This is a genomic window from Microbacterium sp., from assembly GCF_031988965.1.
Taxonomy (GTDB): Bacteria; Actinomycetota; Actinomycetes; order Actinomycetales; family Microbacteriaceae; genus Microbacterium.
On the sequence record NZ_DALZXX010000095.1, the window covers coordinates 1 to 11,484 of the forward strand.

The following is an 11,484-nucleotide window of genomic DNA, read 5'->3' on the forward strand; positions in this document are numbered from 1 at the left end:
TGTCGGCCGCCGATCATCACGGCGCCGAGTACGAGCCCGGTTCCGCGGCCTCGGTCGTGCTGGCCGGCGACGAGACGGCTGCCCCGGCGATCGCCCGCATCCTCGAAGACGCGCCCCGTGATCTGCGCGGAGTGGCCTTCCTCGAGGTGCCGTCGCCCGCCGACGTGCTGCGCATCGACGTGCCCGCCGGAGTCGAGGTGCACTGGCTGCCTCGCGATCTCGGTGAGCCCCACGGCGTGCGGCTGATCCCCGCCGTGCTGGGATACCTGGGTGACGCGGATGCCGGCGACGAGATCGCCGTGACCGATATCGAGTCCGAGGACCTGCTCTGGGAGACGCCCGACTACTCGGGTCTCGGCGAGGAGATCGCGGCGACGGATGCTCCGGCGGAGCGCTACTTCTGGATCGCCGGCGAGAGCGGCGTCGTCACCACGCTGCGCCGCCACCTGGTGAAGGACCTGGGCATCGACCGTGGACAGGTCGCCTTCATGGGCTACTGGCGCCACGGCGTCGCCATGCGCGGCTGAGGGTGCGTGCGCCCGCTGTCGCCTTACTCTCGCGGGGGCGCCGGTTGTGTGCGCCCGCTGCGAAGGAGAACTCATCCTGCGAAGGACTGCATCCGGCATCCGGTCCTTCGCTGCGTGAGATCTCCTTCGGTGCATGCGCTCGCGCCGACGTCGACCACGACTGAACCGGTGGCGCACGGGAAAGCCGCGTCGTAGCATCCCAGTGGAATCGTTCCACCGGCGAGGAGGCCCCCGATGACGCAGCGCACGCTCGAACTACCGGACGTCGACCTCGTCTACGACGTTCACGGGCCGCTGCCGACCGCGGACGGTCGTCCTCCGCTGATGATGATCGGCCAGCCGATGGACGCGAGTGGATTCCAGGCGCAGGTGGCGCTGTTCGACGATCGCACGGTCGTGACGTACGACCCGCGCGGGTTGGGGCGGAGCGCCCGCAAGGACGGCGGCGTGACGAACGATCCGGAGACCCAGGCCGAGGACGTCCACGCGATCATCGAGGCGCTCGGCGCGGGACCCGTCGACGTGCTCGCGAGCAGCGGCGGCGCGGTGAGCGCGCTCGCTCTCGTGACGGCGCACCCGCACGACGTCGCGACGCTCGTCGCACACGAGCCGCCGATCGACAGTGTGCTGCCCGATGCCGAGGCTGTCCATCGTGCCCGGGTGGCCTACACGCAGGTGTACCAGGACAGGGGCTGGGGAGCCGGGATGGCGGCCTTCGTCGCGATGACCTCGTGGGAGGGCGAAGTCACCGACGAGTTCCTCTCCCGGCCCGCGCCGGACCCTGCGGCATTCGGGATGCCGACGGAGGATGACGGCAGACGGGATGACCCGCTGCTGTCCGAACTCTCGTGGGCGGTGCCGCTCTACACGCCGGACCTCGAGGCGCTGACGGCGTCGCCGACCAGGATCGTCGTCGCGGTCGGCGAGGAGTCGCTGAATGTCTACACCGGTCGCACCGCGATCGCCCTCGCCGAACGGCTCGGCCAGCAGGCGACGGTCTTCCCCAGTCACCATGGCGGTTTCATGGGCGGCGAGTTCGGCTACGCCGGCCAGCCCGAGGCCTTCGCCGCCAAGCTCCGCGAGGTGCTCGACGGCGCCTGAGGGAAGGTCCGTCGCACGCTGCGAAGGAGAACTCACGCAACGAAGGACCGCATCCGGCATCCGGTCCTTCGATGTGCGAGATCTCCGGCGCTGCGCGAGCGAGCGGACGCAGCCCGAGGCCTACGCGCTCTCGCGCACCACGAGCTCGGTGTCGAGGACGACGGAGCGGGGGGATGCTCCCGCGATGACCTCGAGCAGCACGGCGACCATCTGCGCGCTGATCTGATCCCATGGCTGACGCATGGTCGTGATCGGGGGCTCGTGGGTGGCGGCGAGCCCTGAGTCATCGAACCCGGCGATCGCGATGTCCTCGGGCACCCGGCGTCCTGCACGGCGGGCGGCGGCGATGGCTCCTGCGGCCATCCGGTCGGATGCGGCGAACACGGCGTCGACGTCGTGCTCGAGCATCCGCGTCATGGCGGCGACGCCCGACTCGTACGAGTAGTCGCCCACCTCGACGAGTGAGTCGTCGAACCGATCGCCGAGCTCTTCGCGGAAGCCCACCAGGCGGTACCGTCCGCCGGGGGTGTCGTCGGGGCCCGTGATCATGCCGATGCGACGGTGTCCCTGCGCCACAAGGTGGGCGGCCATGGTGCGCGCCGAGGCGACCTCGTCGACCGAGATCGTCGAGAGGTCGCGCTCGTGACCGAGCGGCAGGCCGCAGCAGACGGTGGGGATGCCGACCTCGATCAGCTGGTCGAGCAGTGGGTCGGACTCGTGCGATGAGATGAGCATGACGCCGTCGACGTGGCCGGCGCTGAGGAACTGCGCGACGCTGGCGCGCTCGGCGGGGGTTCCCGCCACGAGCAGCACCAGGGTCATCGACCTCTGGGCGAGGGCTTCGGCGGCGCCGCGCAGCAGCAGCGCGAACGTCGGGTCGTCGAACAGCAGCTGCTGCGGCTCGGTCAGCAGGAAGGCCAGCGAGCCGGCGCGGCCGGTCGCGAGGCTGCGCGCATGGTGGTTGGCGGTGTAGCCCGTGGCGAGGATCGCCTCTTCGACCGCCTGCCTGGCGTCGGGGGACACCCAGTGCCCGCCGTTGATCACGCGAGACACGGTGCTGCGGGATACTCCCGCCTGCACCGCGATCTGGCGGATCGTCGGCTTGCGCCGCGCGCTGTCGTCACTCATCGCTGTGACTCTACAGACAGGATCCCGTCCAGTGGTAGTCGAAACTGGGACCGGTCTCAGTTCGGTAACGACAGTTGTGATCAGTCATCGGCCTGGGGTAGAACTGAGACCGGTCCCAGTCCGTTTTCCGAGACAAGCTGAGACCGGTCCCAGTCGAAAGAGCGACAGCACGTCGGGACCGCACCACGACCGCACCGACCCGATGGAGTGCCGATGACCTCCCCCCACGCCTGGCCCGACCTGCGCGGAATCGCCTATGGCGGCGACTACAACCCCGAGCAGTGGTCGCCCGAGACGTGGCGCGAAGACGTCACTCTGATGCGCGAGGCCGGTGTGAACCTCGTCAGCGTCGGCATCTTCTCCTGGGCGCTCATCGAGGTCGCCGAGGGAGAGTTCGACTTCGCCTGGCTCGACGAGCTGCTCGACCTGCTGCACGAGAACGGCATCAAGGTCGACCTCGGCACCCCGACGGCATCCCCGCCCGCCTGGTTCTTCGCGAACCACCCCGACGCGCATGTGATCGACCGCGAGGGTCGCACGATGGGCTTCGGCTCCCGCGGCATGGCCTCGCACTCGTCGCCGGCCTACCGCGAGGCGATCGTGCGGATCGCGGATGCTCTCGCGGCGCGCTACGCGCAGCATCCGTCCGTGGTGCTGTGGCACGTGCACAACGAGTACGGCGTTCCCGTAGGCGAGGACTACTCGCCGAACGCGGTCGCCGCCTTCCGGCTCTGGCTCCAGGAGAAGTACGGGTCGCTCGAGGCGCTGAACAGCGCGTGGGGCACCGCCTTCTGGGGTCAGCACTACTCGGCATGGGAGCACGTCGGTGCCCCGGCCATCGCCCCGAGCGTCGTGAACCCCGCGCAGCGCCTCGACTTCGCCCGCTTCACGGATCACCAGCTGCGCGCGTGCTTCATCGCCGAGCGCGACGCGATCCGCGCCCACGCCGACCAGCCCGTCACGACCAACTTCATGGCCAACCAGAGCTGGACCACCGACCTGTGGGCGTGGGGCCGCGAGGTCGACATCGTCTCGGACGACCACTACCTGTGGGCTGCCGACGAGGATGCGCACATCGGGCTGGCGATCGCGGCCGACCTCAGCCGCTCGGTCGGCGGCGGCAAGCCGTGGATCCTCATGGAGCACTCCACCTCGGCCGTCAACTGGCAGCCGCGCAACATCGCCAAGCGCCGCGGCGAGATGAAGCGCAACTCGCTGACCCACCTCGGCCGCGGTGCCGACGGCATCCTGTTCTTCCAGTGGCGGGCCGGACGTTCGGGGGCCGAGAAGTTCCACTCCGCGATGCTGCCGCACGCCGGCACCGAGTCGCGCGTGTTCCGCGAGGTCGTCGACCTCGGCGCCACCCTCGGGCGTCTCGACGAGGTGCAGGGCAGCACGGTGAAGGCCGATGTCGCGATCCTCTGGGACTTCGAGTCGTTCTGGGCGCAGGATCTCGAATGGCGTCCGTCCGAAGACGTCACGCACGCGGCCCAGGTGCGCCGCTTCTACGAGCAGCTCTGGCGCGACGGCATCACGGTCGACTTCGCCCTCCCCGGCCAGGACCTCTCGGGCTACCGCCTCGTCGTCGCCCCGGCGCAGTACCTGCTCAGCACCGCGGATGCTGCGAACCTCACCTCCTACGTCAGCGGCGGCGGCACTCTGCTGGTCTCGTTCTTCTCGGCGATCGTCGACGAGAACGACGCCGTGCACGCCGGGGGCTTCGTCGCCCCGCTGCGGGACGCACTCGGCCTCACGGTCGAGGAGTTCCTGCCGCTGCGCGAGGGTGAGAGCCACGGGCTCGACTGGGTCGACCACGAGGGCATCGTCGCCGACGTCTGGCAGGAGGACATCGCGCTCGAAGGAGCCGAGGTCATCGCGAACTTCTCGGGCGGACCCGGCGAGGGCGAGCCCGCGATCACGCGGAACACGCACGGTTCGGGCACCGGCTGGTACGTCGGCACGCGACTGGATGCCGCGGGCATGCGCGCCCTCCTGCACGAGGTCTATGCGGATGCCGACATCGCAGCCTCCGGCGTCGCCGAAGGCCTCGAGGTCATCACGCGTCACGGCGCCGAGGCGGTCTACCGCATCGCCGTGAACCACCGTGATGACGACGTCGAGCTCGAGGCCTCGGGTGTCGAACTGCTCACGGGCGCCGAGATCTCGGGTGCCCTCACCGTCGCCGCCGGCGGCGTCGCCGTCATCCGCACGGCCACCTCCTGACCGCACCACTCAGCACGACAGCACCACCCGAACACCACTGCACCACCTGAACAACAGCACCACCCACTCACCCCGGTCGCGATGACGCGAAGCGCATCGTCGGCCACAACAGATAGGAAAACGCATGCGCAAGCACATCGGAGTCGGCGCACTCGCTCTGTCGGCGGTCGTCCTCCTGGCCGGCTGCTCGGCCGGCGCCTCGGAGGGCGGCGACGACGCGGCATCCGGCGACGGCGCTGAGCTCGTCATCTGGACGGACGCCGAGCGCGAAGCCGCGATCACCGCAGCCGCCGAGGCCTTCGAGGAGGAGACCGGCGCCACGGTCACCCTCGTGCAGAAGAACTTCGAGGACCTCCGCAACGACTTCATCGCCCAGGTCCCGACCGGAGAGGGCCCCGACATCACGGTCGGTGCCCACGACTGGCTCGGCGCGCTGGTCGCCGCCGGTGTCGTCGACACGATCGACCTCGGCGACAAGGCGTCGGAGTTCGAGCAGGTCGCGCTCGACGCCATGACCTACGACGGCCAGCTCTACGCGCTGCCGTACTCGCTCGAGACCATCGCGCTCGTGCAGAACGTCGGCCTCGTCGGTGCCGAGGCACCCGCGACGTGGGATGACATGATCGCCAAGGGCGTCGCGGCAGGCACCGAGCGTCCCTTCGTCATCAACACCGGCGGCGAGACCGGCGACGGCTACACGATGTACGGTCTGCAGACCTCCTTCGGCGCTCCCGTCTTCGTGCAGGACGACACCGGTTCGTACACGAGCGAGGTCGGCATGGGCGGCGCACCCGGCGAGGCGTTCGCCAGCTGGCTCGGCGCCAACGGTGCGAACGGCACCGGCTACATCTCGACGACGATCGACTACGACATCAACAACGAGCTGTTCGCGTCGGGCAAGGCTCCGTACACGATCCAGGGGCCGTGGGCGATCAGCGCGTTCGAGGGCATCGACGTCGCCGTGAACCCGATCCCGTCGGCCGGTGGCGAGACCGCCGCGCCGTTCGTGGGCGTGCAGGGCTTCTACCTCTCGAGCAAGAGCAAGAACGCCCTCCTCGCCCAGGAGTTCCTCACCAACTACCTCGGCACCGAAGACGCACAGCGCGCGCTGTACGAGGCCGACCCCCGCATCCCCGCGTGGTCGACGCTCGCCGATGAGGTCTCGTCCGACCCGATCACGGCCGGCTTCGTGGCCTCCGCGCAGAGCGGCGTGCCGATGCCGTCGATCCCCGAGATGGGTTCGGTGTGGGATCTCTGGAACGCCGCGCAGGCGCAGATCATCAACGGCGCCGACCCCGTGTCGACGTGGAACACCATGGTCACCGACCTCGAGACGACTCTCGCCGGTTGACCCGACCGAATGCCCGGTCGTTGAGCGAGGACGCGCAGCGACCGAGACGAAACGCGTCACGGTACGCGGGCGCGTTTCGTCTCGCTTCGCTCGCTCAACGACCGATGCATCGACAGGACTCATGACATGACGATCCAGGCACCGCCCACCGAGGCGCCCACCCCCGTGGTGAAGCCCTCGCGCGAATCCCATGCCCGCCGCTTCCGCGGCCTCGGCTGGGGATTCCTCATCAAGCTCGCACTGATGGCGCTGGTCAACGCCTTCGGCATCATGACGGCGATCTCGGCCTGGAGCGCCGAGTCGTGGATCGTCCTCGGCGTCGTCGTGCTGCTGGTGATCATCGCCGACTGGGTGTACTTCACCCGTCGGGCGCTGCCGCTGAAGTACCTGCTGCCCGGGCTGATCTTCCTGCTCGTCTTCCAGGTCTTCATCTTCGGATACACGGCCTACATCGCCTTCACGAACTACGGCACCGGTCATGTCGGCACACAGGAGCAGGCGGTCGAGGCCGCGCTGATCCAGGGCGAGCGCCGCGTCGAGGGGTCTGCCGACTATCCGCTGTCGATCGTCGAGCGTGGAGGCGAGCTCGGCTTCGCGATCGTCGACGACGACGGCGACGTGCGCGTCGGATCCGCCGACGAGCCGCTGACCGCGGCATCCGGAGCCGAGATCGGCACCACCGGCGCCCCGAGCGAGGTGCCGGGCTGGACTGTCATCCCGAGGGCGACCGTGCTCACCGACCCCACGCTCGGCGCGACCATCAAGGACCTCCGGGTGCCGGTCTCTGACGACCCGAACGACGGCTCGATCCGCACCCGAGAGGGATCCACGGGCTCGGTCTACGAGCCGACGCTCGTGTGGGACGCGGATGCGCAGACCATCACCGACACGCAGTCGGGCACGGTCTACACCGCCACCGAGCTCGGGGCATTCGTCGCCGACGACGGCACGGCGCTGCCGACGGGCTGGTCGGTCAATGTCGGGTTCGCGAACTTCCTGAAGCTCTTCACCGACGCGAACCTCGCCGGCACGCTGTTGAGCGTCACGGTCTGGACGTTCGCGTTCGCGATCCTGTCGGTCGTGCTGAGCTTCGCCGTCGGACTCGGCCTCGCGATCGTCTACAACGACCCCCGGGTCAAGGGGCGACGGTTCCTCCGGGCGCTGTTCATCCTCCCGTACGCGTTCCCCGCGTTCATGGCCGCGCTGCTGTTCCGCGGCATGTTCAACGCCGAGTTCGGCGTGATCAACGATCTGCTCTTCTTCGGTGCGAACATCAACTGGCTCGGAGACCCGTGGCTCACCCGCGCAGCCGTGATCTTCGTGAACGTGTGGCTCAGCTACCCGTACTGGTTCCTCGTCTGCACCGGCGCTCTGCAGTCGCTTCCGGGAGAGACGCTCGAGGCGGCCGAGATCGACGGCGCGAACAAGATCCAGCGGTTCCGGGCGATCGTGCTGCCGCTGCTGCTCGTCTCGACCGCGCCGCTGCTGATCGCCTCGTTCGCCGTGGCATTCAACAACTTCACGGTGATCTACACGTTCAACAACGGCGGGCCGGCCATCGCCGGGGCGCCGTACGCACTGGGCTCGACCGACATCCTCGTCTCGGCCATCTACGACGTCTCGGGCGTCTCGGGTGGTGCGGCCGACTACGGCCTCGCGAGCGCGCTGTCGATCATCGCCTTCATCGTGGTCGGTCTCATCTCAGCGCTGAGCTTCCGACAGACCCGCAAGCTCGAGGAGTACCAGTGATGAGTGAGACCAGAGTCATCGTGACCGGTTCGTCGAAGGATGCGCAGGCCGCCCGCGCCGGTGCCCGTCGGCGTCGGTGGTGGAGCGAGGTCGGCTGGAAGTACATCCTCGCCGTCGGGGTGCTCTTCTTCGCCGCGTTCCCGCTCGTCTACGTGCTGTCGGCGTCGCTCAACCCGAACGGCAGCCTCGCGGCATCCAGCGCCCTGTTCAGCGCGTTCGATCCGGCGAACTACATCGCCCTCGGCGAATCGCGCTACTGGGTCTGGTTCGGCAACACGCTGCTGATCGGCGGGGTGACCGCGGTCGGCTCGGTGCTCATGGGCGCCTGCGGCGCGTACGCGTTCTCGCGGTTCCGGTTCAGCGGGCGTCGTGCCAGCCTCACCACGCTGCTGGTGCTGCAGATGTTCCCGCAGGCGCTCGCGTTCATCGCGATCTTCCTGATGCTGCAGACGCTCGGTGATGTCGTGCCTGCCCTCGGCATCAACTCGAAGATCGCGCTGATCTGCGTGTATCTGGGCGGAGCGCTCGGCGCGAACACCTTCCTCATGTACGGCTTCTTCAACACGATCCCCGTCGAGATCGACGAGTCGGCGAAGATCGACGGAGCCACCCACGCGCAGATCTTCTGGCGGCTCATCATGCCGCTGGTCGTGCCGATCCTCGCGGTCGTCGCGCTGCTCGCGTTCCTCGCGGCCTTCGGCGACTTCATCCTGTCGAAGATCATCCTCACCTCTGAGGACAACTGGACCCTCGCGGTCGGCATGTACCAGTGGGTCTCCAACCAGCTGACCTCGCGCTGGGGGCTGTTCGCCGCGGGTGTCGTGGTCGCCGCGGTGCCCGTGCTCGCGCTGTTCTTCTCGCTGCAGAAGTACATCGTCGGCGGGCTCACCCAGGGGTCCGTCAAGGGCTGAGCCTTCCGCGGGGCCGAGGACTGTGTCGGCATCCGCCCGCTCGGGTGGGCCGGCATCCGCCCGCTCAGAAGGAGATCTCACGCGCCGAAGGGCTGGATCCGGCATCCGCTCCTTCGATGCGTGAGACCTCCTTCGGGGCGGGGGCGGGGGCGGGGGCAGGGGCGGGGGCGAGTGCTGGTGCGAGTGCGGGTCAGCCCCGCGTGGCGGCCCAGCTCCGAACTCCGACTGCACGCGGTCGAAGAAGCTCGTCTTGGCCCGCGTGTAGTCGTCGTAGTCGGGCTTGCCGACCTGCTCGGCGCTGAGCCGTCGCTTCTCTGCGGCATACCGATCGCGGGCGTCGGGAACAGCGCGCAGCCAGTCGCGGAACCACACCGTGTAGAAGCCCCAGGGTGAGTCGGAACGTCGGACGTGAAGGATCGCCTGCTCGCCCTCATGCCAGAACAGCGATTTCTGCCACACGTCGGTGCCGGTCGGGAGAGTGGTGCCGGCCGGGAGAGTGGTGCCGGCCGGGAGAGTGGTGCCGGCCGGGAGAGTGGTGCCGGCGGTGAGAGTGCCGCGGGGGATGTCGCGATCGACCCCCGGGGAGTCGGGGCGTGATCCGCGGGCGCGGACGTAACCGAGCGGTTCGAGCAGCCGGCAGAGGTCGGCGTCGTCGGGGAGCGGAGAGATCCGCAGTTGCAGATCGAGGAGCGGCTTGGCCGGCAGGCCGGGAACGGCGGTCGAGCCGATGTGGTCGAGGGATGCCGATTCGATGCCGGGCAGTGCGTCGAGTGCCGGGCGGAGCGTCGAGAGCATCCGTTCTGCTCGAGGGATCCATGACGTCCGGTGCTCGACCAGCGCCGCCGGGTTCGTCTCGTCGCTCATCCGGACAGTGTACGGACGGCAGATGAGCCGCTGTCCGTTCCGGACTCCGCCGACAGGAGGATCCCGCAGAGACGCGAACCGCGGCATCCGGTTCGGGTCCGGATGCCGCGGTGGTCACCGATTACTTGCTGAGGAAGTCCTTCAGTGCGGCGTTGACCTCGTCGGCGTGGGTCCAGAGCAGACCGTGCGGGGCGCCCTCGACCTCGACGTAGGTCGCTGCGGGGACGGCCTGGTGGAAGCGGCGAGCCGTGGCGTCGATCGGCAGGATGTTGTCCTTGGTGCCGTGCAGGATCAGGGTCGGCTTTCCGGCGTCGCGGACGGCGTCGACATCACTGCGGAAGTCCTCGATCCACGACGAGACGACCGCGTAGGCGGCGACGGGTGCGCTGCCGATCGCGACGTTCCAGCTGCCGGTGACGGCCTCCTGGCTGATGCGCGAACCGAGGTTCTCGTCGAGGTTGTAGAAGTCGTTGTAGAACTGCGTGAACCAGGCGAAGCGGTCGCCCTTGGCTGCGGCCTCGATGCCGTCGAAGACATCCTGGGGCACGCCCTCGGGGTTGTCGTCGCGCTGCACGAGGAAGGGCTCGAGCGAGGCGAGGAAGGCGAGCTTCGCGACGCGGTCATGGCCGTACTTCGCGACGTAGCGAGCGAGCTCTCCGGTGCCCATCGAGAAGCCGACGAGCACGACGTCGCGCAGGTCGAGGGTCTCGAGAACGGTGTTGAGGTCGGCGGCGAACGTGTCGTAGTCATAGCCAGCGTTCACCTTCGACGAGCCACCGAAGCCGCGACGGTCATAGGTGATGACGCGGTAGCCCTGGGAGAGCAGCTCGCGAGTCTGGCGCTCCCAGCTGTGACCGTCGAGCGGGTAACCGTGGATCAGGACGACGGGCTGGCCCGATCCCTGGTCTTCGTAGTAGAGCTCGATCGGGGTGCTGTTCTCGTTTCCGACGGTGATGTAACCCATGATCCTGATCCTTTCGGTGCGGTGAGAACGATCGTTCTCACCTGATGTGTTCCACACTAGAGAACGTTCGTTCTCGTGTCAAGTACACTGGAAGCATGACCGACGGAACAGTGCGTGAACAGATCCTTGCGGCGGCTGATGAGCTGTATTACCGCAAGGGATACGCGGCTGTCGGCATGGATGAGCTGCGGGCCTCGGCCGGCGTGTCGCTGCGTCGCCTCTATGCGGAGTTCCCGTCGAAGACCGACATCGTGACCGCTGTGCTCGCGAGAAAGCACGGGGAGTGGGAGACCGGGCTGACCGGCGCGGTGGCGGATGCCGGTGCCGATCCGCGCGATCGGCTGCTCGCTGTGTACGGGTACCTCGAGGGCTGGTTCTGCACCGACGACTTCCGCGGCTGCGCGTTCATCAACGCGTTCGGCGAACTCGGCGGAACGAACCCCGAGGTCGCCCGGATCGTGCGCGAGCACAAGGCATCGTTCCAGAAGTACATGGCGGGACTCGTGGTGGACACCGGGGCCCCGGCATCCCTCGCCGCGCAGCTGTCGATCCTCGCCGAGGGCGCCCAGAGCACCGCGGCCATCGCCGCCGACCCGCAGGTCGCCGTGCAGGCGCGCGATGCGGCCGAGGTGCTGATCGACGCCGCCGTCGCCGCCTGACCGGCGC

The 11,484-nt window shown here is 68.6% G+C and carries 9 protein-coding genes and 1 pseudogene; 7 read left to right on the forward strand and 3 right to left on the reverse strand.

From position 1 onward, the window contains the following. Together RTM68_RS13510 and RTM68_RS13515 are read left to right on the forward strand one after the other, a co-directional pair. The coding region (locus RTM68_RS13510) for a siderophore-interacting protein (RefSeq protein WP_312171750.1) at positions 1–527 on the forward strand (527 nt) is incomplete at its 5' end. 234 nt (positions 528–761) lie between these two features. Beyond that, positions 762–1,628, forward strand: coding sequence for an alpha/beta hydrolase (locus RTM68_RS13515; protein ID WP_312171754.1), 867 nt, complete (start codon positions 762–764; stop codon positions 1,626–1,628). A 120-nt stretch (positions 1,629–1,748) separates the two neighbouring features. On the opposite strand, the gene RTM68_RS13520 is transcribed toward RTM68_RS13515, so the two are convergent. Further along, positions 1,749–2,756, reverse strand: a complete 1,008-nt coding sequence (locus RTM68_RS13520) for a LacI family DNA-binding transcriptional regulator (RefSeq protein WP_312171756.1) — start codon at positions 2,754–2,756, stop codon at positions 1,749–1,751. A gap of 213 nt (positions 2,757–2,969) precedes the next feature. On the opposite strand from RTM68_RS13520, the gene RTM68_RS13525 reads away from it, so the two are divergent. The 4 genes from RTM68_RS13525 to RTM68_RS13540 all read left to right on the forward strand — a co-directional run bounded on the left by RTM68_RS13525 (position 2,970) and on the right by RTM68_RS13540 (position 8,990). Then, positions 2,970–4,979 carry a beta-galactosidase gene (locus RTM68_RS13525; RefSeq protein ID WP_312171759.1) on the forward strand — a complete coding sequence of 670 codons (2,010 nt, stop codon included), beginning with the start codon at positions 2,970–2,972 and terminating at the stop codon, positions 4,977–4,979. Positions 4,980–5,103: 124 nt separating this feature from the next. Then, positions 5,104–6,330, forward strand: coding sequence for an extracellular solute-binding protein (locus RTM68_RS13530; RefSeq protein WP_312171762.1), 1,227 nt, complete (start codon positions 5,104–5,106; stop codon positions 6,328–6,330). 126 nt (positions 6,331–6,456) lie between these two features. Next, positions 6,457–8,079 carry an ABC transporter permease subunit gene (locus RTM68_RS13535; RefSeq protein WP_312171765.1) on the forward strand — a complete coding sequence of 541 codons (1,623 nt, stop codon included), beginning with the start codon at positions 6,457–6,459 and terminating at the stop codon, positions 8,077–8,079. Continuing rightward, positions 8,079–8,990 carry an ABC transporter permease subunit gene (locus RTM68_RS13540; protein ID WP_312171767.1) on the forward strand — a complete coding sequence of 304 codons (912 nt, stop codon included), beginning with the start codon at positions 8,079–8,081 and terminating at the stop codon, positions 8,988–8,990. The genes RTM68_RS13535 and RTM68_RS13540 overlap by 1 nt, the downstream gene beginning before the upstream one ends. A 237-nt stretch (positions 8,991–9,227) precedes the next feature. On the opposite strand, the pseudogene RTM68_RS13545 reads toward RTM68_RS13540, so the two are convergent. Together RTM68_RS13545 and RTM68_RS13550 are read right to left on the reverse strand one after the other, a co-directional pair. Further along, a pseudogene (locus RTM68_RS13545) lies at positions 9,228–9,941 on the reverse strand (GrpB family protein); the annotation flags it as partial. 34 nt (positions 9,942–9,975) lie between these two features. Next, entirely contained in the window at positions 9,976–10,818 is an 843-nt protein-coding gene (locus RTM68_RS13550; protein ID WP_312171770.1) for an alpha/beta hydrolase, read from the reverse strand. 95 nt (positions 10,819–10,913) lie between these two features. On the opposite strand from RTM68_RS13550, the gene RTM68_RS13555 reads away from it, so the two are divergent. After that, complete coding sequence (locus RTM68_RS13555; RefSeq protein WP_312171772.1) at positions 10,914–11,477, forward strand: TetR/AcrR family transcriptional regulator; 564 nt, start codon at positions 10,914–10,916, stop codon at positions 11,475–11,477. Positions 11,478–11,484 lie beyond the last annotated feature (7 nt).

What these genes read in the sequence shown, in the direction of transcription:
- RTM68_RS13515 (WP_312171754.1), top strand. Translation starts at nt 762, where the DNA reads ATGACGCAGCGCACGCTCGAACTACCGGACGTCGACCTCGTCTACGAC.
- RTM68_RS13520 (WP_312171756.1), bottom strand. Translation starts at nt 2,756, where the DNA reads ATGAGTGACGACAGCGCGCGGCGCAAGCCGACGATCCGCCAGATCGCG.
- RTM68_RS13525 (WP_312171759.1), top strand. Translation starts at nt 2,970, where the DNA reads ATGACCTCCCCCCACGCCTGGCCCGACCTGCGCGGAATCGCCTATGGC.
- RTM68_RS13530 (WP_312171762.1), top strand. Translation starts at nt 5,104, where the DNA reads ATGCGCAAGCACATCGGAGTCGGCGCACTCGCTCTGTCGGCGGTCGTC.
- RTM68_RS13535 (WP_312171765.1), top strand. Translation starts at nt 6,457, where the DNA reads ATGACGATCCAGGCACCGCCCACCGAGGCGCCCACCCCCGTGGTGAAG.
- RTM68_RS13540 (WP_312171767.1), top strand. Translation starts at nt 8,079, where the DNA reads ATGAGTGAGACCAGAGTCATCGTGACCGGTTCGTCGAAGGATGCGCAG.
- RTM68_RS13550 (WP_312171770.1), bottom strand. Translation starts at nt 10,818, where the DNA reads ATGGGTTACATCACCGTCGGAAACGAGAACAGCACCCCGATCGAGCTC.
- RTM68_RS13555 (WP_312171772.1), top strand. Translation starts at nt 10,914, where the DNA reads ATGACCGACGGAACAGTGCGTGAACAGATCCTTGCGGCGGCTGATGAG.